22 protein-coding genes and 1 tRNA gene are annotated in these 24,393 nt (G+C 62.1%); 12 read left to right on the top strand and 11 right to left on the bottom strand.

Going from position 1 to position 24,393, the window contains the following annotated elements:
• Nucleotides 1–23: 23 nt before the first annotated feature.
• Nucleotides 24–1,907, top strand: coding sequence for a murein L,D-transpeptidase (locus tag FJ936_RS26700; protein WP_140790809.1), 1,884 nt, complete (start codon nucleotides 24–26; stop codon nucleotides 1,905–1,907).
• Nucleotides 1,908–1,910: 3 nt separating this feature from the next.
• Here the strand turns inward: FJ936_RS26700 and FJ936_RS26695 are convergent, their stop codons facing one another.
• From FJ936_RS26695 to FJ936_RS26675, 5 genes are all read right to left on the bottom strand, one after another.
• The gene (locus FJ936_RS26695; protein ID WP_140664511.1) at nucleotides 1,911–2,387 is read right to left on the bottom strand and encodes a hypothetical protein; all 477 of its coding nucleotides are present in this window, start codon (nucleotides 2,385–2,387) and stop codon (nucleotides 1,911–1,913) included.
• 103 nt (nucleotides 2,388–2,490) lie between these two features.
• Nucleotides 2,491–3,231 (bottom strand): lysozyme inhibitor LprI family protein, encoded by a 741-nt coding sequence (locus tag FJ936_RS26690; protein ID WP_224682624.1) that lies wholly within the window; start codon nucleotides 3,229–3,231, stop codon nucleotides 2,491–2,493.
• Between the two features lie 141 nt (nucleotides 3,232–3,372).
• Nucleotides 3,373–3,630, bottom strand: a complete 258-nt coding sequence (locus tag FJ936_RS26685) for a PepSY domain-containing protein (RefSeq protein WP_015317872.1) — start codon at nucleotides 3,628–3,630, stop codon at nucleotides 3,373–3,375.
• A 151-nt stretch (nucleotides 3,631–3,781) separates the two neighbouring features.
• Nucleotides 3,782–3,856, bottom strand: a tRNA-Val gene (locus FJ936_RS26680).
• Nucleotides 3,857–3,994: 138 nt separating this feature from the next.
• Nucleotides 3,995–4,678, bottom strand: a complete 684-nt coding sequence (locus FJ936_RS26675) for a phosphoglycolate phosphatase (protein ID WP_023773727.1) — start codon at nucleotides 4,676–4,678, stop codon at nucleotides 3,995–3,997.
• A 252-nt stretch (nucleotides 4,679–4,930) separates the two neighbouring features.
• Between FJ936_RS26675 and rpiA the strand changes: the two genes are divergently transcribed.
• The 3 genes from rpiA to gor all read left to right on the top strand — a co-directional run bounded on the left by rpiA (nucleotide 4,931) and on the right by gor (nucleotide 7,771).
• A complete protein-coding gene (gene rpiA / locus FJ936_RS26670) occupies nucleotides 4,931–5,662 on the top strand; it encodes a ribose-5-phosphate isomerase RpiA (protein WP_015317874.1) in 732 nt (243 codons plus the stop codon).
• The gene (locus FJ936_RS26665; RefSeq protein WP_015317875.1) at nucleotides 5,649–6,263 is read left to right on the top strand and encodes a DUF2059 domain-containing protein; all 615 of its coding nucleotides are present in this window, start codon (nucleotides 5,649–5,651) and stop codon (nucleotides 6,261–6,263) included. The genes rpiA and FJ936_RS26665 overlap by 14 nt, the downstream gene beginning before the upstream one ends.
• Nucleotides 6,264–6,379: 116 nt before the next feature.
• Complete coding sequence (gor, locus tag FJ936_RS26660; RefSeq protein ID WP_140790807.1) at nucleotides 6,380–7,771, top strand: glutathione-disulfide reductase; 1,392 nt, start codon at nucleotides 6,380–6,382, stop codon at nucleotides 7,769–7,771.
• 57 nt (nucleotides 7,772–7,828) lie between these two features.
• Here gor and mgtE read toward each other — a convergent pair whose 3' ends face one another.
• The 4 genes from mgtE to FJ936_RS26640 all read right to left on the bottom strand — a co-directional run bounded on the left by mgtE (nucleotide 7,829) and on the right by FJ936_RS26640 (nucleotide 14,453).
• On the bottom strand, nucleotides 7,829–9,193 hold the full coding sequence (gene mgtE / locus FJ936_RS26655; protein ID WP_141907154.1) for a magnesium transporter: 1,365 nt from the start codon (nucleotides 9,191–9,193) through the stop codon (nucleotides 7,829–7,831).
• A gap of 270 nt (nucleotides 9,194–9,463) precedes the next feature.
• Nucleotides 9,464–11,356: an ABC transporter ATP-binding protein/permease gene (locus tag FJ936_RS26650; RefSeq protein WP_181166502.1), complete on the bottom strand. Its 1,893-nt coding sequence runs from the start codon at nucleotides 11,354–11,356 to the stop codon at nucleotides 9,464–9,466.
• Nucleotides 11,357–11,936: 580 nt separating this feature from the next.
• Nucleotides 11,937–12,617, bottom strand: coding sequence for a DsbA family protein (locus FJ936_RS26645; RefSeq protein WP_141907153.1), 681 nt, complete (start codon nucleotides 12,615–12,617; stop codon nucleotides 11,937–11,939).
• A 15-nt stretch (nucleotides 12,618–12,632) separates the two neighbouring features.
• Nucleotides 12,633–14,453: an extracellular solute-binding protein gene (locus FJ936_RS26640; RefSeq protein WP_141907152.1), complete on the bottom strand. Its 1,821-nt coding sequence runs from the start codon at nucleotides 14,451–14,453 to the stop codon at nucleotides 12,633–12,635.
• A gap of 232 nt (nucleotides 14,454–14,685) precedes the next feature.
• On the opposite strand from FJ936_RS26640, the gene FJ936_RS26635 reads away from it, so the two are divergent.
• Entirely contained in the window at nucleotides 14,686–15,315 is a 630-nt protein-coding gene (locus FJ936_RS26635) for an invasion associated locus B family protein (protein ID WP_015317881.1), read from the top strand.
• Nucleotides 15,316–15,397: 82 nt separating this feature from the next.
• Here FJ936_RS26635 and hspQ read toward each other — a convergent pair whose 3' ends face one another.
• Together hspQ and FJ936_RS26625 are read right to left on the bottom strand one after the other, a co-directional pair.
• Nucleotides 15,398–15,721, bottom strand: a complete 324-nt coding sequence (hspQ, locus tag FJ936_RS26630; protein WP_027142695.1) for a heat shock protein HspQ — start codon at nucleotides 15,719–15,721, stop codon at nucleotides 15,398–15,400.
• Nucleotides 15,722–15,866: 145 nt separating this feature from the next.
• The gene (locus tag FJ936_RS26625) at nucleotides 15,867–17,081 is read right to left on the bottom strand and encodes a UbiH/UbiF family hydroxylase (RefSeq protein ID WP_141907151.1); all 1,215 of its coding nucleotides are present in this window, start codon (nucleotides 17,079–17,081) and stop codon (nucleotides 15,867–15,869) included.
• A 72-nt stretch (nucleotides 17,082–17,153) separates the two neighbouring features.
• Between FJ936_RS26625 and FJ936_RS26620 the strand changes: the two genes are divergently transcribed.
• The 7 genes from FJ936_RS26620 (at nucleotide 17,154) to FJ936_RS26590 (ending at nucleotide 24,374) form a co-directional block, all read left to right on the top strand.
• Entirely contained in the window at nucleotides 17,154–18,083 is a 930-nt protein-coding gene (locus FJ936_RS26620; protein WP_141907150.1) for a DUF2182 domain-containing protein, read from the top strand.
• Between the two features lie 14 nt (nucleotides 18,084–18,097).
• Complete coding sequence (locus FJ936_RS26615) at nucleotides 18,098–18,712, top strand: DUF1326 domain-containing protein (protein WP_023795157.1); 615 nt, start codon at nucleotides 18,098–18,100, stop codon at nucleotides 18,710–18,712.
• Nucleotides 18,709–19,527, top strand: coding sequence for a phosphatidylcholine synthase (gene pcsA, locus FJ936_RS26610; protein ID WP_015317886.1), 819 nt, complete (start codon nucleotides 18,709–18,711; stop codon nucleotides 19,525–19,527). Before FJ936_RS26615 ends, pcsA begins: the two co-directional genes overlap by 4 nt.
• Nucleotides 19,528–19,554: 27 nt before the next feature.
• Nucleotides 19,555–20,532: a quinone oxidoreductase gene (locus FJ936_RS26605; RefSeq protein WP_141907149.1), complete on the top strand. Its 978-nt coding sequence runs from the start codon at nucleotides 19,555–19,557 to the stop codon at nucleotides 20,530–20,532.
• Nucleotides 20,533–20,761: 229 nt separating this feature from the next.
• Complete coding sequence (locus FJ936_RS26600) at nucleotides 20,762–22,327, top strand: ABC transporter ATP-binding protein (RefSeq protein WP_140790793.1); 1,566 nt, start codon at nucleotides 20,762–20,764, stop codon at nucleotides 22,325–22,327.
• Complete coding sequence (locus FJ936_RS26595; RefSeq protein ID WP_141907148.1) at nucleotides 22,324–23,454, top strand: ABC transporter permease; 1,131 nt, start codon at nucleotides 22,324–22,326, stop codon at nucleotides 23,452–23,454. Before FJ936_RS26600 ends, FJ936_RS26595 begins: the two co-directional genes overlap by 4 nt.
• The gene (locus FJ936_RS26590) at nucleotides 23,454–24,374 is read left to right on the top strand and encodes an ABC transporter permease (RefSeq protein ID WP_015317890.1); all 921 of its coding nucleotides are present in this window, start codon (nucleotides 23,454–23,456) and stop codon (nucleotides 24,372–24,374) included. Before FJ936_RS26595 ends, FJ936_RS26590 begins: the two co-directional genes overlap by 1 nt.
• Nucleotides 24,375–24,393: the final 19 nt, after the last annotated feature.

The following is a 24,393-nucleotide window of genomic DNA, read 5'->3' as shown; positions in this document are numbered from 1 at the left end:
GTTGCGACCGGAGCGGGTGATCCATGAAATTCCTCGGTAAAAAAGCAACCGTGATGCCGCTGGTGGCGGTTACGGCGACGCTGGCTTTCGGCATGCCTCAGGCAGGGGCCCAGGGATTTTTCGACATGCTGTTCGGCGGGGGCATCAGGCATGAGCCGAAAGGCGAGTTTCCGCCTCCTCCGCCGAAGCACAAACCCAAGCCGAACGCTCCGGCCGGCGGCGGCGTGAGGATCAGCAGTCCGTCCTACTATACTTACAAGGCCGACAAGCTGGTGCGTGTCGACTTCTCGACGCTGGCTACGGCGCCGCAGCCGGCTACACCGCAAGATGCCGCTTTCGTGCCTTCGGCCACGGGTGCTGCCTTCCATGAAGCCATTGCCGGGCTCGCCGACTATGAACTCTATGCCGAGCCCGACATCGCCAAGGCGCTGATCGCCTATTACTCGGCCAACCCGGATTTCATCTGGGTGACCGGAACCACCCCGAACAACCGCGCGCAGGATGCCGTGCGGGTGCTTGGCGAGGCTGCAAGCTACGGCCTCACGCCTGCCGACTACACGGTCGATGTGCCTGCCGCCAGTTCGTCCTCGGCGGACGACGAGGTCAAGCTGAAGGAGCTCGTGCGATTCGAGATGGCGCTGTCGGCACGTGTCCTGCGCTATGCCCATGACGCCCAGAATGGCCGTGTCGAGCCCAACCGCATGACCGGCTACTACGATTTCCCGGCCAAGCCGCTCGACATGATGGGCGTGCTGAAGACTCTGGCGCATACCCAGGAGGTTCGCACCTATCTGGAATCGCGCCATCCGCAGAATGCGGAATATCAGGCGCTGCGCGTCGAACTGGAAGCGCTGCAGGCGAGCGCCGAGAACGAAATCGTCGTCGATCCCAAGCTGCTGCTGAAGCCAGGCGAAACCAGCCCCGAATTGCCGAAGCTGCTGTCGCTGATCGCGCGCAATCTCGATGACGAGATGGGCGGCACCTATGGCGAGGTCCTGTCGCGGCTGGCAACCAGCGAAGTCTACGTTCCCGAGCTGGTGCCGCTGATCAAGGCGGTGCAGCAGAAGGAAGGCATGAAGGGCGATGGCGTCATCGGTCCACGCACGGTCGCCACGCTGGCCGGGACGTCGAAGGCCGACAGGCTGCTGAAGGTGGAGGTGGCGCTGGAAGAACTGCGCTGGCTGCCTTCCGATCTCGGCAGCCCGCGTGTTTTCATTAACCAGCCTGCCTTCACCGCAAGCTATATCGACGACGGCCAGGAAAAATTGAAGACGCGTGCCGTCGTCGGCCGCGTCACCAACCAGACCGCCTTCTTCTACGACCAGATCAAGCAGGTCGATTTCCACCCCTACTGGGGCGTGCCGCAGTCGATCATCGTCAACGAAATGCTGCCGAGGTTGCGCGGCGATCCCGGCTATCTTGACCGGGCCGGCTACGAGGTGACGGATTCACGCGGCAAGCGCATCCCTTCGTCGGCGGTGAACTGGGGCGCTTATGGCGCCAACATTCCCTATAATGTGCGCCAGCAGCCGAGCGAGGCCAATGCTCTGGGCGAACTGAAGATCCTGTTCCCCAACAAGCACGCGATCTACATGCACGACACGCCGCAGAAATCGTTTTTCAAGCAGGATATGCGCGCGCTCAGCCATGGCTGCGTGCGCCTGCAGGATCCGCGCGGCATGGCGGCGGCAGTGCTCGGCACCTCGGTCGATTATATCGCGGAGAAATTGAAGCACGGACACTCGACCGAGGATGTGACACGCAAGATCCCAGTCTATGTCGCTTATTTCACCGCCTGGCCCGACATGTCCGGCAAGGTCGAGTATTTCAGCGACGTCTACGATCGCGATTCCCGGCTGAAGCAGGCCCTGGACGCAACCGAGGCGGTGCGCTCACCCTCGAGCTAGTCGTTATCGCTCCGACAGCGAGCGCCTGAAACCGGCGTCGCGCCCGGCGATCAGCCAATAGACCAGCCCAGCAACCAGACCGGCGGCGGCTATGATGCCGATGTCGACCCAGCGCTCCAGATCCACGTCCTCCGCCGCGCCCGGCCAGATCAGGAAGAAACCTCCGGCCGCAGCCGCGGCGCCGAAGACCATGTGCAGCATAGCGTTGCGAAGAGAGAAGAATTCGGCGATCAGCGCAAAAATCAGCGTCTGAGGCGCGGTCACCACGATGGTCAGGAAATAGATGAACATGCCGAGCGGCGGTACCACAAAGGCCGCGATCGGCGAGACCCCCATGAGGTCGAAATAGGCTGGCGCGTTGGGCAGGGAACTCAGCGCGGCATAGATCGCCACGACGGCGATCAGACCAACCAGTATGGCGACGAGATAGCCGGCCAGCATCATGAGGACGCGCTTCATCAAGTGCTTCGCAGCCGACATACCCACCCCCTGAAGCGCGGTCCCTCCACAATCAGCCATCAATGGCGAATTGACGCAAGGGGAGACGGAGCACTCCTGGGCTCGCTGGTGAAAATCCCGCAGCTCAGGCGCCGCCGCACATATGCTGCGAATCCGGGAGAGCCCAGGAGCCTTTCGCGACGAGGTCGACGGAATAATAAACCCGGCCACGGTCGTCGTCCTTGGGGCAGTCCCTGGGAATGGAGATCAAGCACATGACGACGGGTTCGCCGACCTTGGCGGCGGCAAGGCCAGCCTCGCGATCATAGGATACGGCGCCGCCGCCATTGGTGAATGTGGCCGCGCTGCCCGCTTCGGGAGTAGCCGTTTCCAGCGGATCGTCGCCAAGCCGCGTGGTCAGCGTCTCGATATGCGTCGACGCGCATTGGCCGATCGCCGAGGGCAGGGGCTGGTCCTTATTGCCGGGATTCCGTGCAGCAGCGTCCAGCGCCTTCTTGCCGATCAGCGCGATGGTGTAGTCCTGCACCCAGGACGGCGCATTTCCATAGGTCTGCAAGGCGTTGTCGAGCGCGCTGGCGATACAGGGGGTATCGCTCTTGCAAGCATTGCGATCGGCGATCAGCCCGCGGGCAATCTTACGCCTGTCGCCGCCGAACGCCGGCTCGAATTCCTTGTAGGCCTTCGAAACCAGCAGATCGATGGCCGACAACTGCGGGTCGGCGCAGATCGCCTTTTCCGCCGGCAGGTTTGCCTTGCCGCAGTCGAAGGACGACCCGTCCGCCAATGCCGGAGAAACGGCAAGGAAGCCGCCGGCTGGGACGATGGCGAATACAGACAGAAGATAGGGTCTAACGAAACATCGCATGATGGCCCCCAAGCCAACAGGATTGCCGAAGGCGCGGCCCCGCGCCCAGCCTAACATACGCCAGGATGGACAATTTTGACGCTCGTTTTGTCGTTGAGAACACCCAGACGCAGCGCATTCGCGACGTGATGTCCGCGAACCTTATTTTGGTTCGGCCGTCACAGGATCGAAGACGATTTCGACCTTTGCCTTGTCCGAGGTATAGTAGGTGACGGTGTAGCCGTCCTTGTCCCAGTCGACCTCCTTCACGTAGCGAAACCCGTCACGCTGCTCGACCTTGGCGATGATCTCCGACAGCTTCTTGGCATTGGGTGGCGGCAGTGCAGTTTCATCCGCGGCAAAGGCGGGTCCGGCGGCGAAAAGAACGACGACGGAGGCCGCAAGCAGAAATCTGGACATGGTTTTCCCTCAAGTTTCGACGCAAGGAAACTCGCTGTCATGCAGGTTTGTTCCGCATGTGGGTGTTCCGGCGTTCAGCGCCTGTGCGGAAAGGCAGAGCGCCAAAGGGGAAGGCGGGCTGTAGCTGCCGATGTGATGTTCAGCAAACAGATGGTGGGCGATGCAGGGATTGAACCTGCGACCCCACCCGTGTGAAGGGTGTGCTCTCCCGCTGAGCTAATCGCCCGCTCGTTGCCCGAAGGCCAAGCGAGCCGCGATATAAGGGAGGCCGACCCATTAAGTCAAGGCAGCGTCTGGTGTTGTCACACAGATCGGATTTGCGGTCTCGCCAAGGCCCGTTCCGCAGAGATTTTCATCGTGGCGCTCAGTGTGCGGCGGCGCCGATCAACCTTTGCGCCAGATCGAGCGTCAACGCATCGAAATGCGAGATCACCGCCGAGGGCTCGAACTCGCGCACATGACGGTCGGTGTAGCCGAAATCAACGGCGACGACAGGAATGCCGGCCGCCTTGGCGGTGTCGATATCGGTTTGCGAATCGCCGACCATCAAGGCGCGGTGCGGATCACCGCCGGCGAGTTTGATGGTCTCGATCAGGTGGCGCGGATCGGGCTTGCGGAACGCGAACGTGTCCTGCCCGGCAATTGCCGCGAAATGCCTGGTCAAGCCGAGTGCTTCGATCAGCGCCAGCGAATTGGCCTGGTATTTGTTCGTGCAGATGGCCAGCAGATAGCCGGCCTTCTCAAAGCGGGCAATCGCCTCGATCACGCCGGGGTAGGGGCGGGATTTGCCCGGAATGTTGTCGGTGTAGTGATCGAGGAACAGTTTCAGCAGCCGGTCGTGCTCCTCGACCTTGAGGGATCGTTGCTGCGCGGCATGCGCCCGTTCGATCATCACCCGGCCGCCATGGCCGACGAAGCGTTTGAAGCCGGCTTCGTCGACGGCCGATAGTTCGCTGGCCGCCAGGCTGTGGTTGAGGCTGTCGAGCAGGTCCGGCGCCGTGTCAATCAGCGTTCCATCGAGGTCGAACACGATGATCGGGCGAGTCATGATCCATCCTGCGCAGGTTTGTGCATGGCAGGCGATAACGGCTGCGACGCGTTAAGGCAAGCAGACCGGCGGGGCGGCTGCCAAGGGCTTTGACCCGGCCTGCAAAAATGCTAGGAGCCGAAAACGCTAAAGCGCGTCGCGTCGAAACAGACTCATGCGGCGCGCTTCAGGTCTTTCTTTCATGCATGTCGTTTTCCCAAAGCCGAGGTCATTTTGGGCGACATGCATTCGGTTTCGGGGCAGCAAAGCAGCATGGATGCGAGGCAATTGAAGGTCGAGGCCGCGCGGGCGGCCCTTGCCCATGTCAGCGACGGCATGCGGCTCGGCATCGGCACCGGCACCACTGCCGAGGAGTTCGTGCGGCTGCTTGCCGACAAGGTCGCCACCGGCATGACCATAACAGGCGTGCCGACCTCTGAACGCACTGCTGCGCTGTGCCGCGAACTCGGCGTGCCGCTGTCGACGCTGGAGGAAACGCCTGAGCTCGATCTCACCGTCGACGGTGCCGACGAGGTCGACCCGGAGCTGACATTGATCAAGGGCGGCGGCGGGGCGCTGCTGCGCGAGAAGATCGTGGCCGCGGCCTCGCAGCGCATGATCGTCATCGCAGACCGATCGAAGATGGTCGAGACACTCGGCCGGTTTCCGCTTCCAATCGAAGTCAACCAGTTCGGCCTGCGCGCGACCGAGATCGCCGTGGTCATGGCGGCTGGAAATCTCGGCCTTTCGGGTCCGGTGACATTGAGGATGACGGGACGCCAGCCTTTTGTTACAGACGGCGGCCATTTTATCCTCGATGCATCTTTTGGCCGCATTCCGGATACAAGAGCGCTTTCGAATGCTCTCCACGCCATTCCTGGCGTGGTCGAGCATGGTCTTTTCATCGGGCTGGCGTCAGCGGCCATCATCGCCGGCGGCGACGGTATCCAAACTGTCCATGCCGCCCGAAAACCAGGGAGTTCTACCGATCATGATGTTGCATAACCGGGTTCGCCGTCTTTCCGTCCTTGTGGCGGCTTCGGCCGTCTTCGCGTTCTCCTCGCCTGTCTTCGCGCAGGACGTCACGGAATCGCATCTGAAGGCCGCACGCGCCGCGGTCGCCGCGATCCACGCGACCGACCCGTTCGACAACATCCTGCCGCAGGCCGCCGCGGCGCTCGAATCGCAGCTTATCCAGAAGAACCCGGACATGCAGGAACTGATCGGCAAGACGATCAACGAGAAGGCGCTGGCGATGGCCTCACGCCGTGCGGATCTCGAGAAGGAAGCGGCTCTTGCCTATGCGAAGGTGTTTTCCGAAAAGGAACTCTCCGACATCGCGGCTTTCTACAGCTCCGAGTCCGGCAAGAAGCTGCTCGACAGCGGCCCGACCGTGACGCGTGACCTCGTCAAGGCCGCCGACATCTGGCAGAACGGCGTCGCGCGCGATCTCGCCCAGCAAGTCGGCGAGACTCTGGCAGCGGCGGCAAAAGCCAAGGCGCCGGCCGCACCCGCCGATGCAACCGCGCCCGCGGACGGTGCTGCTCCTGCGGATGGCGCGGCCCCCGCCGACGGTTCTGCGCCGTCGGACGGCACGCAGAACTGATCGTGATCTTTCCGACGGCCTTGCGGCCATCTGTGAAGCCCGGCTTGTCCGGGCTTTTCTTTTGACGGTTTGCGGCCTACCTGTCAGTCGCATTTTGGCGTTCAAGGAGCCGCTTCATGGCCGGTTATGACTACGACCTCTTCGTCATCGGCGGCGGCTCCGGAGGGGTGAGGGCGGCGCGGGTCGCGGCAGCGCTCGGCAAACGCGTTGGCATTGCCGAAGAATACCGTTTCGGTGGCACCTGCGTCATCAGGGGCTGCGTGCCGAAGAAGCTCTATGTCTATGCCTCGCAATTTCCCGAGCATTTCGCCGACGCCGCCGGCTATGGCTGGACAGTGCCGGAAGCCAGTTTCGACTGGCAGACGCTGGTCGCCAACAAGGACCGCGAGATCAGCCGGCTGGAAGCGATCTACAAGAAGAATGTCGAGGGTTCGGGTGGCGAGACGTTTCACACGCGGGCGATGATCGTCGACCCGCACGTGATCCACCTCCTGAGCGAGGACCGCACCGTCACCGCCGATCAGATCCTGATCGCCACCGGCGGCCGTCCGGCAGCGCATCCGGCGCTGCCCGGCCACGAACACTGCATCTTTTCCAACGAGGCTTTCGACCTCAAGGAACTGCCAAAGGCGATCATGATCGAGGGCGGCGGCTATATCGCGGTCGAGTTCGCCAACATCTTCCATGGCCTCGGCGTAGACACCACGCTGGTCTATCGCGGCAAGGAAATCCTCGGCCGCTTCGACATGGACCTGCGGCGCACGCTGCATGAGACGATGGAGAAGAAGGGCATAAAGATCCTTTGCCATTCCGTCTCCGAATCGGTCAGCAAGCGGCCGGACGGACGGCTCGGCGCGCAGCTCATCGGAGGGCAGGTGCTGACGGTCGATCAGGTGATGCTGGCCATCGGCCGCCTCCCCAACACCGAGAATATGGGCCTGGAAGGCATAGGCATCGAGATGACCGCCGCGACCGGTGCGATCAAGGTCGACCCGTATTCCCGCACCAACATCGACAATATCTGGGCGATCGGCGATGTCACCAACCGCGTGCAGCTGACCCCGGTGGCGATTCACGAAGCCATGTGCTTCGTCGAGACGGCATTCAAGGACAACCCGACGGCGCCCGACCACGACACGATCGCGACGGCTGTCTTCTCGCAACCGGAAATCGGCACGGTCGGCCTGTCGGAAGACGAAGCCGTCAAGCGCTTCGCCGATATCGAAATCTACCGCGCCAGCTTCCGGCCGATGCGGCACACGCTGTCGGGCCGTGACGAAAAGATGCTGATAAAGCTGGTCGTCGATGGCGCTTCGCGCAGGGTTCTCGGCGCCCACATATTGGGGCCGGATGCCGGCGAAATGGCACAGCTGCTCGGCATCCCCCTGAAGGCCGGACTGACCAAGGACGACTTCGACCGCACAATGGCCGTGCACCCGACCGCCTCCGAAGAGCTCGTCACCATGTACAAGCCGACCTATCGAGTGAAGGACGGCGAGCGCGTCTGACGTCGCCTGACGCGGCGCTGCCGCCGCCAGCCACGGCCGGCGGCGGCAGTCGAACCGCTACAGCAAGGTGCCGCGCAGGATGACGAGCGCCACCGAGAAATAGATCACCAGTCCGGTGACATCGACCAGCGTGGCGACGAACGGTGCGGATGCACTGGCGGGGTCGAAACCGATCCGTTTCAGGGCGAAAGGCAGCATCGACCCCGACAGCGAACCGAAGGTGACGATGCCGACCAGTGCGGCACCAACGGTTGCGGCAATCAGCGGCCAGTGCGGGCCATAGTCATAGAAGCCCATATATTGCCAGAGCGCGATGCGGCAGACGCCGACCACGCCCAGCATGGCGCCGAGCACGAGACCGGTAGGCAGTTCGCGCAGCGCCACCCGCCACCAGTCACGAAGGCCGATTTCGCGCAGCGCCAGCGCGCGGATGACCAGCGAGGTCACCTGCGAGCCGGAATTGCCGCCGGAGCTCATGATCAGCGGGATGAACAGCGTCAGCACGATCGCCTTCTCCAGCTCGCCCTCATAGCTTTGCATGGCATTGGCCGTCAGCATCTCGCTGATGAACAGCGCACAGAGCCAACCACCGCGCTTCTTGATCATGGCGAGAAAGCTCATCTTCATATACGGCTCGTCCAAAGCCTCCATGCCGCCAAAGCGATGCACGTCTTCGGTCGTCTCCTCAATCATCGTGTCGATGATGTCGTCGATGGTGACGATGCCGAGGATCTTGCCGTTGTCGACGACCGGGACGGCGAGCAGATCGTATTTGGAGATCGTCTGCGCCAGGTGTTCACGATCCGTCAGCGGAGTGACTGTCACCGGCAGGCGGTCCGGCGCTACCGACAGGATCGGGTCGTCCGGTTCACCGGTGATGAGCCGACGCAAGCCCGTCGACCGCACCAGGAGATTTGTCCGCGGATCGACGATGTAGATTGCATAGACGGTCTCGCGCGTCCGTTCGACCTTGCGGATGTAGTCGAGCGTGCGTCCGACGGTCCAGTCGGAGGGTACGCTGACGAACTCCGTGGTCATGATCGAGGCGGCGCTGCCTTCGGGATAGCCCAGAATGGAAAGCAGGGTGGCGCGCAGCGGCGGCGCCAGCGCACCGAGCAGCTCGGAGCGTGCCGGCTCGTCGAGCTCGCGCAGGATGTCGGCCGCGCGGTCGACGGACATGGCGGTGAGCAGCTTGCTCGCCTTGGGACGGGGCAGGGCCTCCACCAGTTCGGGCGCGCCTTCGAGCTCAGGCTGGTCGAAAATCTCGACCAGCCGTTCGAAGGGTACGGCGCAAAGCAGCTCCGTCGCGGTTTCGCGCGATTCATGGTTGAGCGCCTCGACAAGGTCGGCGACGTGATCATTGGCAAGGATGCGGGCGATGGCGACGGCCTCGTCGTCCGCTACGGGGGAAAAATCGTTCATGGCTCACTCCTTGCCGTCCGGCAGGACATGAACCATTCAGGTCACGTCTAGGCGGACAGCGGTTGCGTTCGACTGTGACTGTCGCCAGGCATGGCGCGGTGACCTTTCTGCTTGCGGGTTCGCTTTTGACTGCTGCAAGCCGGCGCAACATAGGAGCGCGCCTTGCCGAGTCAATCGCGGTGAGGAAGGAAAACAGTGCCGAACGGCCCGGATCGCGAGACTGTGATCACCGTGGACCGTTCACCGTGGCAAGCCACGGGGACATCAGCGTTATTTCTGCTTCAGCCGGCGCGAGAAACGCGTCCATTTGTCCTCGACCGGCCTTGGCTGGGCCAGGATCGTGGTGAGTTCCAGCGGCAGGCTTGGGGCAAGCGGCTTCTTCGTGGCGACGCCGTCGGCAATCAGGACCATCGAGTGGTAGAACTCGGTCCCGGCAGCAGATCTCGGTGCCACGGCTTCGTGCATGACACTGATCACCGTCACATCAGGGCAGTTGTCCTTGATGGCTTGGTGGAAGGCAATCTTGCCATCAGGGTCGAGAGCCCCGGTCGCCTCGTCGAGGAACAGCAGGCCCGGTTGCTGCAGGATGATACGAGCCACCACCAGCTTCTGCTTCTGGCCGCCCGACAGGACCTGATCCCAGCTCTTGCCCTCGCGGCTTTCATTGGCCATGTGTTCGATGAAATCGCCAAGGCCAGCCTTGTGCAGTGCCGACGCGACCTGGGTATCGCCGTGGTCGCCTTCGGAGCCTGGTAGGCAGACCAGCTGTTTCAGCGACACCTGCGGCAGCTTGACCTCCTGGGCGGCATAGAAGCTCTTGACGCCCTCGGGGAAGACGATGGTGCCGCGGCCATAAGGCCACAGGCCGTTGATCGCCTTGATCAGCGAGGTCTTGCCGCACCCGGATTCGCCTTTCAGGAAGGTCCATTCGCCGCGCCGGAAGCGCAGGTTGGCGGAACTGAGGAATGGTGTCGCATCCTCACCCTGATGCGCCAGCTCCAGCTTCTGGATGGTCAGACCGAAGACCGGATTCTGGCTGGCGTAGTGGAAGTCGGAACGGCCGCTCTGGCTGTAGAATTCCTGCGGGTGCTGGACTTTCTCGATCGCGTTGGCGAGCTCCGTCACGCGCTGGCTGTTGGCGCGCAGCGTGGCGATGGCGGGCATGACATGGATGAACCAGGAACACTGGCTGATGAGCTGGGCGACCATTTCGGAGCCGGTGATGTAGCCTTTATAGTCCAGGCGGCTGTGGATGAACGGCACAAGGCCCGGAGCATAGGCGACGATACGGGCGCCGACGAAGTTGTAGATCAGCTCGAACGACATATAGCTGGAGTTGACGACATTCAGCCGCCCCCAGGTGCGATCGATGTCGACATAGAGCCGGTCGTGCATCCTCTTCTGCACGCCCTCGCCATGCGAGGCGGCGACATGGAAGCTGCGGCGCAGGAACGTCGTCAGTTCGCTACGATAACTTCCCTCGGCCTTCTGCATGCGAATATTGAGACGTTCCAGCAGGCTGCCGAGCTTGACGGCGATCCAGGTGTTGAGGGGGACGTACGTGGCAACAGCGAGAAGGGCGAGAACAGCGCTGCCATAGCTGCCAAGGAACTCCAGGCCTTTGACCTCCACTGACGACTGCAACAGGTTCTGGCCTATGAAGTAGAGCGAAGTCGCCAACCCCAGCACGCCCATGGCGAGGCCGATCGCACCGCCGGTCATGTCCTTGATCGATTCCTGGATGCGCTGGTCGACATTGTCGGGCGCAACGATGCCGCCGTCCGGGGAGCCATGTTGAGCGTGAAAATGGGTATGGTTGCCGTCGAGCAAGGCCTGGTTGAATTGGTCGTTCAGCCAGCCGCGCCATTTGCGATGCAAGGTTGCCGAGACGAGATTGCGCACGCCGGTGAAGCCGACGTCCTTGAGCATGACGAGCAGCACCAGTATGCCGGCGTTGGTCAGGATTGTTTCCAAGGGCCTGGTGTTGGCGGCATCGTGCAGGAAGGCGATCGAATTCACCAATTCGCCCGACGCCATGGCGAACCACACGCTAGCCTTGCTGGACAGCGCGGTGAGCAGGGCTATCACCAGCGTCAGCGCCCAGGCTTCCTTCCAGCGGTCCGAGATCCAGTAGGCTCGCACGAGCCCCCAGAAATTGCGCATCGAGGATACCGGCGTCAAATGCGACCGCCCTGCGGCGTCGCTGCGTAGTCCATCCGGTACTGACTCTTGCGATCGCCTGCCGATCCGAATCACGATCCCGCCCAAACCTTTTTTGTTTTGTTACGGATGGTAACACCAATTGATCATTTTCCATTAATTTTTAAACCAGGCCTATGAGATTGCTCTGGCGGCCGTTGCGCTGAGGCAACAGATTGAAGATCGAATCGCCAGCAAAACGGTGGGCAACGATCAGAAAATTTTGATTGGTTTCAGCAACTTGGACGCGGCGAACGGGGCTTCTGTCGATCTTCCCCTGGGGAAACCTGGCACACGGTTTCGTGACTCAAAAAATCATGAGGGCCGGGGTTCTCTTCCGGAGACCTGGCCAGAATGCCTGAGAACACGCTGTCCTCAACGTCTGATTCCTTGCCGTGGCGAAGTCGCCAATTCGGATTGGAACAGCGGGAGTGCAGGACGTTCTCTTGCCCATTCGTCAACCAAAGGGGTGATCCGCACCGGCCAATGGCAAGCGGCTCTTTCATCAGCACGCCAAATGAAGGCGAAGTAGCGTCCGCTGGCCTCAGCCGGTTTTCTCCAACTCGCCACGCGCCTTGGCCGCCGCGACCTGACGGATCGCATCGGCCAACGTGTCGGCATCCTGCGCACCCATCACGGCATATTTGTCCTCGAGCAGGAAGCACGGCACGCCTGTGATGCCCATGCGCGACGCGGTGGCGATTTCCGTGCGAACCGCCTCGACATCAGCGTCACTCGGCAAGAGCGTTTCAACAACAGCGGCGTCCATGCCGGCTTCGCGGGCAGCTTCGACCAATACGGTGTGGTCGCCGATATTGGCGCCTTCCTCGAAATTCAGCTGGAATAGGCGGCGCACCAGTCGGTTCTGGACGTCCTCGCCGGCGGCACCGGCCCAGCGGATCAGCCGATGCGCGTCGAGTGTGTTCGGCGCCACCTTGATGGCGTCGAAGGCAAAGGAAATGCCTTCAGCTTCGCCAAGCGGTTCGATGCGGGCATGAATTTCGCGAATGCGCTCGTCGCTGCCGAACTTGGCCAGCATGTAGTCGTGGCGGTCCTTGCCTTGCGGCGGAATGGTTGGATCGAGCTGGAACGGCCGCCAGCGTATATGCACTTCGACGTCGCCGGCCGCGGCGATCGCCTTGTCCAGCCGCTTCTGACCGATGAAGCACCACGGGCAGACGACGTCCGACACCACGTCGACGGTTATGGCGTTCGCTTCGCTCATCTCGATCTCCGGACTTCAGTTCGGTTTGCGCCACCATGTTGGCAGCTGATAACCGAATATGGGCGTCTTGCGCGGATGTTCCAGATAATTCCAGTAAGCAAGCCACTGCTGCGTATTGTACTGCATCGGCACCATGTAATTGCCGGAGATCAGCAGCCGATCGAGAACGCGAACCGCCGCGACGTAATCCTCTTTCGAACGGGCTCGCAGCATTGCGTCGATGGCCGCATCGATCGCCGGATCGGCGACGCCGGCGAGGTTGAACGATCCCTCGGTCCTGGCCGCGGCGGACGACCAGCGCCCGATCTGCTCGATGCCAGGGGACAACGAATTGTTGAAGCCGCTGGAGCCGATCAGGACCTCGAAGTCGAAACGCTGCTTGCGCGACTGGATCTGGTCGCCGTCCAGGCTGCGGATGCTGACATTGATGCCGATCTTCTCAAGCGTGCGCTGGTAGATGCCGGCCAGACGTTCTTCATCCTGCGAGGCGGTCAGAATCTCGAAGCCGAAAGGTTTACCGTCAGGATCGATCATCGTGCCGTCCTGCACATGGTAGCCGATGCTTTTCAGAAGATCGAAAGCTGTCTTCAGCACCTTGCGGTCCTGGCCCGAACCGTCCGTCACCGGCGGTTTCCAGGTGCCGTCCATGACGTCGGCCGGCACGCGGCCGGGGTAGGGCGCCAGCAGCGCCTTTTCCCTGTCATCAGCAGGATGGCCGAGCGCGGAAAGCTCCGAGTTCTGCCAGTAGCTCATCGTGCGGGTGTACTTGCCGCCGAACAGGTTCTTGTTGGCCCATTCGAAATCATAAAGCATGCCGAGCGCGCGCCGAACCACGGGGTTGGAAAACTTCGGCAGCCTCGTGTTGAACAGAAAACCCGTCACGACGGGTGGAATGCCGGTATCGAAGGTTTCTGAGACAACGTCTCCCCTGTGAAACGCCGGAAAGTCGAGATCGCGCTCGCGTTTCACCGGATCGCTGTCGTCGTCGATGGCGCAAAGACCCTTCTTGAAGGCTTCGAGCTTGGCGTTGGCGTTGAGAAAATACTCGATGGTGATCTGGTCGTAATTGTCGAAACCGCGCTTGGCGGGAACGTCCTTGCCCCAATAGTCGGGGTTGCGCTTGAAGACGATGCGCTGGCCGGGCGTCACCTGTGCGATCCTGTAGGGACCGCTGCCGATCAACGGCTTCAGCGTCGTCCTGTCGAAAGTGCCGATGTCGAAAGCGTGTTTGGGGATGATCGGCGTCAGCGCGATGATCAGGGGAAACTCACGATCGGCCTTGTCATTGAAGGTAAAGCGCACGCTGTGGTCGCCCGTCTTTTCGAGCTTGGCGATCCTGGCCATGCGGTCGCTGTAGGGCGGACGGCCTTTCTGCGTATAGGCATCGTAGGTGAACAGCACGTCTTCCGGCGTCACTGGCTGACCATCCGACCATTTGGCATTCGGGTTGAGATGGAATTCGATGGTCTTGCGCTCGGGATCCATGTCGGCGGTGTCGGCCAGAAGCCCATAAAGGGTAAAGGCCTCGTCGGCACTGCGCTGCATCAGCGGCTCGAAGACCAGATTGCCGTAAATCGTGTCCATCATGCCGCGCGCGGTCGTGCGCAGGCTTTTCAGGATGAAAGGGTTGAGATTGTCGAAGCTGCCGACGACGCAATAGGTAATGCTGCCACCCTTCGGCGCGTCGGGATTGACGTAGCTGAAATGGGTGTAGTCCGGCGGCAGGGCCGGTTCGCCCTGCATCGCAATCGCGTGTTTCGGCTCCGACAGCGCCGGTGGCGACGACAGGCTGAAAAACGATAATGCGGTGACCAGCCAAACAAGAACGCGGCCCATGACCGTCTCCTTAACAGGTCGGCTTGATGATTCGGTCCGCACCCTAGCATGGGGCACCTGCGTGGCGGCCAATGGCGTCGTCAAGAATTACCGGTCGGCGGGCTGGATTCGACGCCGCTTGCAGTGTAACACGCCGTCCGAAGTCATTCTGTTGCCTCATTTTGGCAACAGGTAGCTGGACCACACGGCACGAAGAAGCCGGTCCCGGGATCATTGAGAGGAAGTGCACGACATGACGAGCCTGAACAGCAACGCGTACCGCCTGTCGGTCATGGCCGCAGGCGTGGTTGGCTTTCTCGGCGCAGGACTTCCCTCTGCTTCCGCGCAGCAGCAGCCGCAGATTCCGCAGGGCTGGTTCAAGGCCTGCACCAAGCAGGAAGACGTCGACATCTGCAATGTCCAGAACATCGTCACTGCTGGCAATGGCCAACTCGTCACCGGCGTCAGCCTGATCGAGCTCAAGGGCAAGGTGAACCGCAAAGTGTTCCAGGTGACGGTCCCGACCGGCCGCCTCGTGCCTCCCGGCATCGGCCTGCAGATCGACACCGGCAAGGCGCAGAAGCTCGACTATGTCATCTGCTTCCCGGATCGTTGCGTGGCGGAAGTGCCGCTGACCGATCAGCTTGTCGCTTCGTTCAAGAAGGGTCAGGGGATCACGCTGACCTCGATCAATTTCCAGAACCAGGCCAACCCGATCAAGATCGCGCTGCAGGGCTTCAGCGGCGCCTATGACGGCCCGCCGCTGCAGCAGTCGGACATCGAGGACCGGCAGAAGAAGCTTCAGGACTTCGTCGCCAAGAACAACCAGGACTTCGCCAAGAAGCTCAAGGACGAGCAGGACAAGGCGAAGACCGCCAACTGATCCGGCGTCGGGCATAGCGAGTCAAAAAAGCGGGGTCATGCCCCGCTTTTTTCATTTCTGGCCATACTCAGCATGACGGATGTCAGTGCCTGGACTGCCGTTTCGGCGCATAGCGCCCATCCGGCTTCTTGTCGAACATTTCCTTGATTTGCGGATGGCGGACCGGTTCTCCCGACTGATCCTCGAGCAAATTCTGCTCGGACACATAGGCGATGTATTCGGTTTCCGAATTCTCGGCGAGCAGGTGGTAGAATGGTTGGTCCTTGCGCGGCCGTACGTCGGCGGGGATGGCCTCGTACCATTCGTCGGTGTTGGCGAATTGCGGATCGACGTCGAAAATGATGCCTCGGAACGGGAACAGCCGGTGGCGAACCACCTGTCCGATCGCGAATTTGGCCGTTTTCATCGCACTCACCACTGAATTCCTTGGCTTTATTTGGCGCAGACTCCGCATCAATTCAATCCCGAGCGTCTGAGCCTTCAAGATACGCGGTATGCGCAACAAAGGTTTTGATGAACGTCGCGATACCGCGGCAAAGTCCGCAAAATCGCTACCGCTGCCGAGCCGGCTTCCGAAGGCCGCCCGCAAGTGCCGCAAAGCCGCTGCCCGGACGAAGCCCTTCCCGCATGAAGAAGGCGCGCAGCGGCGTAAAGCCGCCAAGTACACCCAGGCCAACGCCACGCGCCATCTGCGCCGGCAACATGTCCGAAAGCAGCGACATGTTGAGCAGATTGACTGCGCTGCTGCGCGCCAGAATATCGGGCCGGCGCTTGAAATCGTATGCAGCAAGGGCCGCAACAGCCCCCGGATCCTCACGATTTTCACGCGCGATTCCAACCAGATCGTCAATATCCCTGATGCCTAGGTTGAGGCCTTGCGCGCCGATCGGCGGGAACACGTGCGCCGCCTCACCGACAAGCGCCACCCGTCGCGCCGCGAAACGCAGGGGGGTCACCGTCGACAATGGATAGATCTGGCGACCCGGCTCGACGGATACCCGGCCCAGCATCGATTGCATCTTTTGCTCGACGCGGAGCGAGAGCGTTGCATCGTCCAAAGCGGCAAGCTCCTTGGCGGTCTCTGGCTTGACCACCCAGACAAGGCTGGAGCGATTGCCCGGCAGTGGAACCTGCGTGAACGGGCCGGTCTCTGTATGGAATTCCGTCGAGGTGAAGCCATGTTCGCGGTTGTGGCGGAAATTGAGGACAAGCGCCGCCTGAGGATAGGCGCGCGCCGCCGTCGAGATGCCCGCGGCCTCGCGGGCCGGCGACAGGCGGCCGTCGGCGGCGACCGCAAGGGACGCATCGATCTCGCTGCCATCAGCCAGCGTGGCATGCGCTTTGCCGGCGCCGAGATGCCATGCCTTCACCATGGATCTGCGCCACTCGATGCCGGAATGCGCGGCCACCTTGCTGGCAAGCGCCGGGCCAAGGACGCCGTTGGGCAGGTTCAGGCCGAACTGTTCCTCGCCGATCTCGCTGGCGCGGAAGGTGACGACGGGGCTGCGGATCAGCCGGCCGGTCGCATCGGCAATGCGCATCACCTTCAAAGGCGCGCCCTTGGACCTGATGTCCTCGAGCACGCCCAGCCCTTCGAGCACCTTCAGGGCAGGCGTCATGAGCGCCGTGGTGCGACCGTCGGGAGCCGAGGTTTCCGGCCCGGCAATCGTCACCGGAAAGCCGGCATCGGCGAAGGCAAGCGCGGCGATCAACCCCGCCGGCCCCGTGCCCGCAATCAGTATCCGCGCTGTTTCCTGATGCTCCAAGATCGGCTTCCGGTCTGCAGTTGAGAGGCGGCCACCAGACCTGCCAGTCCAAACAGGCATATAGGGCAGATCATGCGGCTTGATCAACGCGGCGATTCGGCCCATTCGGATGTCATGACCGGCCAACAGGACGACTTCAGCCATCTCGACCGCGCCGGCCGCGCCACGGCAAATGTCGCGCGCGACCCGCGTTTGACGGTCAACGTCGTCGTCTGTGCAAGCATCGCGTTGGCCTGGCTGCTGCTTGCCGCGATGGCGATACGCGGCGCCGAGGCGCGGATCAGCGCGCCGGGTGACGCTCTCCTGCGCAACCTGCCACAGCTGCCGCTGCCCGATTTCCTGGACCATTTTTTCGTTCTTTGCCTTTCGCCAGCGCCGCTGGACGCAAGCATCGGCCCGCGTGCTTTGGCACTCATCCTCATGTGGTTCCTGATGGCGATCGCCGCGATGCTGCCGTCGGCGGCACCGATGATCCGCACCTATTGCGAGATCGCCGATACGGCGCGGATCAAGCGGGCGCCGGTCGTCCATCCGCTGGTGCTGGTTGCCGGCTACCTCTTCGCCTGGCTCGCCGCATCGCTGCTGTTTGCGGCACTGACACTTGCCGTCCACGCAGTCGCCGCGTCCGCGGGGGTATTCGATCCGGTGCTTGGCGTTGCTGGTGGGCTGGCCTTGCTGGTTGCCGGCCTCTACCAGTTCAGCGGCCTCAAGGAGGCCTGCCTGACGAAATGCCGGAACCCATTCTCGACCTTGTTTTCAAACTGGAGTGCCGAGACCTTCCGCATTTTTCGGCTAGGCATCGTGCAAGGTATCTGGTGCCTGGGATGCTGCTGGGCATTGATGCTGGTGATGTTCGCCGTCGGCGTCATGAACGTCTTCTGGATGGCGCTGATCGGCGTGTTCACCCTGATTGAAAAACAAACGACGGGCAGTCTTCCAACTCGGCTGGCCGGTGCGATACTGCTTGTCTGGGCAGCCGTGCTGCTAGTAGTCTCACTGTGATTGGGGGGAATTCGATGACTGACCCTGGCTGGGCAATGAAAGGAGAGCTCGTACTCTCCTGCAATTGCACGGTTTTTTGCCCTTGCGTCTTGTCGCTCGGCAGTCACCCACCAACAGAAGGCTATTGCCAGACATGGGCGGGGTTCCGTATCGATGCGGGTCACTTCGGCGAAGTCGACCTCTCCGGCCTCAACCTTGGGCTGATCATGGAAATCCCCGGTTACATGAGCCGCGGCAATTGGACCGCGGGCCTGTTCATCGACATCAGAGCCTCGGTTTACGCGGTCAAGGCGTTGACCAGGATCTTCACCGGCAAGGCCGGCGGGACCACGTCGCTGCTCTCGATCCTCGTCGGCAAATTCCTGGGCGTAGAACAGGTGCCGATCACCTACGAGACACGGGACAAGACGCGTATCTTCCAGATTCCGAAGATCATCGACGGGGCGGTCACGCCAATCGCGGGCAAGGACCGCGACAAGGATACGGTGATCACGAACTCGGAATACTGGATCGCGCCGGAGATCATCGTGGCAAGGTCCGACAAGAGCAAGATGCGCGCCTTTGGCCGCAACTGGAATTTCGCCGGCCGCTCGGCCGAGATCTGCAAGCTTGATTGGCGGGGCCCGTGAGCAAGAACACAAAAGCCCGCAAGATCGCCGGGAAGATCACCGACCGGATTCCGCGGCCGAAGAAGAAGGTCACCTGGCCGCAGGCGCGTGCGTTTTCGGTGCATCTGCTGACCGCCTCCGGTTCGTTCCTGGCTTTCCTGTCGCTGGTGGCGGCGAGCGAGGAGCGCTGGACGGCCATGTTCTGGTGGCTAGGCCTGGCGCTGTTCGTCGATGGCATCGACGGGCCGATCGCCCGAAAGCTGGAGGTCAAGGAAATCCTGCCGACCTGGTCCGGCGAACTCCTCGACAACATCATCGACTACGTGACCTACGTGCTGATCCCGGCCTTCGCGCTCTACCAACGGGGCTTCATGGGCGAAGGCCTGTCGTTCCTTTCGGCGGCGATCATCGTCGTCTCCAGCGCGATCTACTATGCCGACACCGGCATGAAGACGAAGGAGAATTTCTTCAAGGGATTCCCGGTGGTCTGGAACATGGTGGTGTTCACGCTGTTTGTCATCGAACCGGGACAATGGGTCTCGTTCGCGGTGGTGGTGGTGGCCGGCATTCTGACCTTTGTCCCGATAAACTTCATCCATCCGGTGCGGGTGAAGCGGCTGCGGCCGATCAATCTCGGCATGACGCTGTTGTGGTGTGCTTTCGGCGCGCTCGCGCTTGCGCAGGCCGCACTCGCCGCTTTCTACGACCAGATCGGCGTGCTGGGCGAGCAAGTCGGCACTTTCACCAAGATCGGAATCACCGTTACCGGGCTCTATCTCGCAACCATTGGTGGCCTCATGCAGTTCTTTCCGAACCTCGGCGCCAAAAAGGCCTGACCAGCCGCTCTTCAAGGAATCCTCTTCATGTCCAAAGCCATCCGCATCCACGCCAATGGCGGTCCGGAAGTCCTGATCCATGAGGACACCGATCCTGGCCAGCCGGGTTCGGGGCAGATCCTGATCAGGCATACCGCGATCGGTCTCAATTTCATCGATGTCTATCATCGCTCGGGTCTCTATCCGCCGCCCGGCGGATTTCCGCTCATTCCGGGCAGCGAAGCCGCCGGCGTGGTGCTGGAAGTCGGTGGGGGCATCGACTGGCTGAAGCCGGGCGACCGGATAGCCTATGCCGTGACGACAGGCGCTTACGCGCAAGAGCGCGTCATCGATGCCAGCAAGGTCGTCAAGATACCGGACGGCATCAGCGACGAGCAGGCCGCCGCCATGATGCTGAAAGGCATGACCGCGGAATACCTCCTGCGCCGCACCTTCAAGGTGAAGGCGGGCGACACGATCCTGTTTCATGCCGCGGCCGGCGGGGTCGGCCTGATCCTCGGCCAATGGGCGAAGCATCTCGGCGCGACGGTCATCGGCACCGCCAGTTCCACCGACAAGATCGAACTCGCCAAGGCGCACGGCTTCGACCATGTCATCAACTACAAGGAGCAGGATTTCGTCGCCGGCGTAGCCGCCATCACCGGCGGCAAGAAGTGCGATGTCGTCTACGATTCGGTGGGTAACGACACATTTCCGGCCTCGCTCGACTGCCTGAAGCCGCTCGGCATGTTCGTCAGCTTCGGCCAGTCCTCGGGACCCATCCCGCCGTTCTCGATGTCGCTGCTGGCGCAGAAGGGCTCGCTGTTCGCAACCAGGCCGACGCTGTTCGTCTACAATGCCAGGCGCGAGGACCTCGATGCCTCCGCCGCCGCACTGTTCGAGGTCGTGCTCAGCGGCGCCGTCGAGATCAAGATCAATCAGCGCTATGCACTGAAGGATGCCGGCAAGGCACATGCGGACCTTGAAGGCCGCAGAACGACAGGTACGACCATCCTGGTTCCCTGAAGGCAATCTGCCTGGGTTTTCAGCGCGCTGCCGCAGCCGCGAGCATGGTTTGCCCGAAAAGCCGGCCCGCCATATGCTTGTGCGAAGGAAGGCTGATCTTTGCCCTTGAGTTTCCGCTGAAATTCTTGAAGCTCTTTCAAGTTGGGTGCTGCTTTCGCACGAGAGCCGGCCGCGCATACGATGCTTGCGGGAACACAGAACATGTCCGGTAATCCGGACGGGAGGCACTGTGAGTGCAAATCATGATGGGGCGAACCTGCTCGAGGTTCGGGGCCTGACCAAGATATTCGGCACGCTGACAGCGTGCGATCATATCGATCTCAACATCGCCAAAGGTGAAATCCACGCTTTGCTCGGTGAGAACGGCGCCGGCAAATCGACACTGGTCAAGATGCTGTTCGGCTCGCTGGAACCCAATTCCGGCGAGATTTTCTGGAACGGCCAGGCAGTGCGGATCACCAGCCCAGGCGTTGCCAAAAAGCTCGGCATCGGCATGGTTTTCCAGCATTTTTCCCTGTTCGAAGCCCTGACGGCCGCCGAGAACATCGCGCTGTCGCTGGATGACGGCTCGCCGATCGGCAGCATCGCGGCCAAGGCGAGGGCGCTTTCCTACAGCTACGGCCTGCCGCTCGATCCGGAATCGCTGGTCGGCGATCTGTCCGTCGGCGAGCGCCAGCGCATCGAGATCATCCGGTGCCTGCTGCAGACGCCGCAGCTCATCATCCTGGACGAGCCGACATCGGTGCTGACGCCGCAGGAAGCGGACAAGCTGTTCGAGACGCTGGAACGCTTGCGCGCGGAAGGCAAATCGATCCTCTACATTTCGCACCGGCTTGAAGAGGTCAAACGCATCTGCGACCGCGCCACGGTGTTGCGGCACGGCAAGGTGGTCGGTCACTGCAACCCGCGCGAGGAGACAGCCTCATCGCTCGCCCGCATGATGGTCGGCAACGAAGTGCAGGCCGTGGTGCGGGCGCCGGTCGAGGGGATCGAAACCGCGCAGCCGCTGCTCGAAATCCTCAACCTCAACCGCAAGCCGGCAACGCCGTTTTCCATTCCGCTCAAGAACATCAGCCTCAATGTCCGCGCTGGCGAGGTGATCGGCATTGCCGGTGTCGCCGGCAACGGCCAAGGCGAGTTCTTCGAATCCGTCTCCGGCGAGGTTTTGCAGCAGGATGCCGCCTCAGTGCGCATCCGCGGCAAGAACGCCGGCAGCCTCACCATTACCGGGCGGCGCCTGTTGGGGGCCGCGTTCGTGCCGGAGGAGCGTCTCGGCCATGGCGCCGCGCCGCGCATGAAGCTCTCGGAAAACCTCCTGCTGTCGCGCCATGCCACGGACGGCAAGGCTTTTGTCGGCACCGGCGGCATGGTCAAAAGCGGCACCGTTTATGCCGCCTCGCAGCGCATCATCGAGGCGATGGATGTGCGCAAGAGCGCCCCGGATCCTGAAGCGGCAGCACTTTCGGGCGGCAATCTGCAGAAATTCATCGTCGGCCGCGAACTCGACCGCCGCCCAAGCGTGATGGTGGTGAACCAGCCGACATGGGGTGTCGACGCCGGAGCCGCAGCGCACATCCGTCAGGCCCTGATCGAGCTCTCTCGCAGCGGATCAGCAGTGCTGGTGATCAGCCAGGATCTCGACGAGCTGTTCGAAATATCGGACGCGATCGCCGTCATGCACAATGGCGAATTGTCCAGGCCGATGCCGATCGCCGAAGCGACTTTCGAGAAGGTCGGCTTGCTGATGGGCGGCGCCGAGCCCGGCCACGCCGAACATACGCTGGAGACGGCATGATGCGCCTCGAACTTGTCAAACGCCCGCAGCGCTCGGCGCTGTTTTCGATGCTGTCGCCGTTCATCGCCTTCGCGCTGACCATCATTGCCGGCGCGGTTCTGTTCGCGCTGCTCGGCGTCAACCCGCTGAATGCCTTCCATATCTATTTCATCGAGCCGATCAGCCAGGTCTGGCAGTTGCACGAGTTGGCGATCAAGGCAGCGCCGCTGATCCTGATCGCTGTCGGCCTGTCGGTCTGCTACAAGGCCAACATCTGGAACATCGGCGCCGAAGGCCAGTTCATCTTCGGCGCAATCTTCGGCTCGATCATTCCCGTGCTGTTCCCGCAATTCGAAGGCCCGCTGGTGCTGCCGCTGATGCTTCTGCTCGGCATGGTCGGCGGTGCGGCCTACGCGGCGATCCCGGCCTTGCTGAAGACCCGGTTCAATACCAACGAGATCCTGACCAGCCTCATGCTGGTCTATGTCGCGCAGCTCTTCCTCGACTGGCTGGTGCGGGGTCCCTGGCGCGATCCGCAGGGCCACGGCTTTCCGCAGACGATCCAGTTCGGCGACGCGGCCGTGCTGCCGGAACTGATGCCCGATGCCGGGCGCGCCAATTGGGGGTTTGTGTTCGCCCTGGTGGCCGCGGTGCTGATCTGGATCCTGATGGGCCGCATGCTCAAGGGCTTCGAGGTCCGCGTGCTGGGCTCCAGCCCAAGGGCAGGGCGCTTCGCCGGCTTCGGCCTCAACCGGATGGTGTTCTTTGCCTTCCTGCTATCGGGAGCGCTGGCCGGCCTTGCCGGCATCTCCGAAGTTTCCGGCGCCATCGGGCAACTTCAGCCCGTGATTTCGCCCGGGTATGGCTTCACGGCCATCATCGTTGCGTTCCTCGGCCGCCTCAATCCGCTCGGCATCGTCGCCGCGGGCCTGGTGCTGGCCCTGACCTATCTCGGCGGCGAGGCCGTGCAAAGCGCACTCGGCATTTCCGACAAGGTGGCGAGGGTGTTCCAGGGCATGCTGCTGTTCTTCGTGCTCGGCTGCGACACGCTCATTCATTACCGCATCCGCTTGATCGGTCTGGCGCTGACGAAACAGGAAACGCCCGCGAAGCTCGAGGCCGCACCAAAGTTGAAGGAAGCCCGCTGATGGACATCACCGTCAACATCCTCCTGACCATAGCCACGGCGGCGACGCCGCTTTTGATCGCGGCGATAGGCGAACTGGTGGTCGAACGTTCCGGCGTGCTCAACCTCGGTGTCGAAGGCATGATGGTCATGGGCGCCGTCGGCGGCTTCGGGGCCGGCTATCTGACGGGATCGCCCTGGATCGGCCTTCTGGCGGCGATCGTCGTGGGCGCGCTGTTCTCCTTGCTTTTTGCCGTGATGACGCTGTCGCTGGCCACCAACCAGGTGGCAACAGGCCTGTCACTGACGCTGCTTGGTCTCGGCCTTTCCGGCATGATGGGAACAAGCTTCGTCGGCCAGCCCGGTGTCAGGCTGCCCAATCTCGATATTCCCGGCCTCAGTTCCATACCGGTCGTGGGCAGGCTTCTTTTTGGCCAGGATCCGATCTTCTACATTTCGATCGCGCTGACGGCCGCGGTGATGTGGTTCCTGTTCAAGACGCGTACCGGCCTCACGCTGCGCTCGATTGGTGACAGCCATGCCTCGGCGCATGCGCTCGGCATCAAGGTCATCCGTTACCGCTATCTCTCGGTCATCTTCGGCGGTGCCTGCGCCGGTCTTGCCGGTGGGCATCTGTCGCTCGTCTATACGCCACAGTGGGTCGAGAACATGTCCGCGGGCCGAGGCTGGATCGCACTCGCACTGGTGGTGTTCGCGTCCTGGCGGCCATGGCGGGTACTGGCCGGCGCCTACATCTTCGGCGCGGTGTGGATCGGCCAGCTTCATGCACAGGCTTTTGGCATTCCAGTGCCCTCGCAGATGCTTTCTTCTCTGCCCTATCTGGCAACCGTCGTGGTTCTCGTTCTAATCTCGCGCAACAAGCGTCTGACGATGATGAACACGCCGGCATCCCTGGGGCAGCCATTCGTTCCGGATCGTTGACAACAAGAACAAGACGGGA

Origin of the sequence: Mesorhizobium sp. B2-4-13, assembly GCF_006658535.1 — a bacterium.
Lineage (GTDB): Bacteria > Pseudomonadota > Alphaproteobacteria > Rhizobiales > Rhizobiaceae > Mesorhizobium > Mesorhizobium australicum.
This window is presented reverse-complemented; position numbering and strand designations above follow the sequence as displayed.

Bases quoted from the DNA above. Each gene is read 5' to 3' on its own strand.
- FJ936_RS26700 (WP_140790809.1), top strand. From the start codon at position 24: ATGAAATTCCTCGGTAAAAAAGCAACCGTGATGCCGCTGGTGGCGGTT.
- FJ936_RS26695 (WP_140664511.1), bottom strand. From the start codon at position 2,387: ATGTCGGCTGCGAAGCACTTGATGAAGCGCGTCCTCATGATGCTGGCC.
- FJ936_RS26690 (WP_224682624.1), bottom strand. From the start codon at position 3,231: ATGCGATGTTTCGTTAGACCCTATCTTCTGTCTGTATTCGCCATCGTC.
- FJ936_RS26685 (WP_015317872.1), bottom strand. From the start codon at position 3,630: ATGTCCAGATTTCTGCTTGCGGCCTCCGTCGTCGTTCTTTTCGCCGCC.
- FJ936_RS26675 (WP_023773727.1), bottom strand. From the start codon at position 4,678: ATGACTCGCCCGATCATCGTGTTCGACCTCGATGGAACGCTGATTGAC.
- rpiA (WP_015317874.1), top strand. From the start codon at position 4,931: ATGGATGCGAGGCAATTGAAGGTCGAGGCCGCGCGGGCGGCCCTTGCC.
- FJ936_RS26665 (WP_015317875.1), top strand. From the start codon at position 5,649: ATGATGTTGCATAACCGGGTTCGCCGTCTTTCCGTCCTTGTGGCGGCT.
- gor (WP_140790807.1), top strand. From the start codon at position 6,380: ATGGCCGGTTATGACTACGACCTCTTCGTCATCGGCGGCGGCTCCGGA.
- mgtE (WP_141907154.1), bottom strand. From the start codon at position 9,193: ATGAACGATTTTTCCCCCGTAGCGGACGACGAGGCCGTCGCCATCGCC.
- FJ936_RS26650 (WP_181166502.1), bottom strand. From the start codon at position 11,356: ATGCGCAATTTCTGGGGGCTCGTGCGAGCCTACTGGATCTCGGACCGC.
- FJ936_RS26645 (WP_141907153.1), bottom strand. From the start codon at position 12,617: ATGAGCGAAGCGAACGCCATAACCGTCGACGTGGTGTCGGACGTCGTC.
- FJ936_RS26640 (WP_141907152.1), bottom strand. From the start codon at position 14,453: ATGGGCCGCGTTCTTGTTTGGCTGGTCACCGCATTATCGTTTTTCAGC.
- FJ936_RS26635 (WP_015317881.1), top strand. From the start codon at position 14,686: ATGACGAGCCTGAACAGCAACGCGTACCGCCTGTCGGTCATGGCCGCA.
- hspQ (WP_027142695.1), bottom strand. From the start codon at position 15,721: ATGAAAACGGCCAAATTCGCGATCGGACAGGTGGTTCGCCACCGGCTG.
- FJ936_RS26620 (WP_141907150.1), top strand. From the start codon at position 17,154: ATGCGGCTTGATCAACGCGGCGATTCGGCCCATTCGGATGTCATGACC.
- FJ936_RS26615 (WP_023795157.1), top strand. From the start codon at position 18,098: ATGACTGACCCTGGCTGGGCAATGAAAGGAGAGCTCGTACTCTCCTGC.
- FJ936_RS26605 (WP_141907149.1), top strand. From the start codon at position 19,555: ATGTCCAAAGCCATCCGCATCCACGCCAATGGCGGTCCGGAAGTCCTG.
- FJ936_RS26595 (WP_141907148.1), top strand. From the start codon at position 22,324: ATGATGCGCCTCGAACTTGTCAAACGCCCGCAGCGCTCGGCGCTGTTT.
- FJ936_RS26590 (WP_015317890.1), top strand. From the start codon at position 23,454: ATGGACATCACCGTCAACATCCTCCTGACCATAGCCACGGCGGCGACG.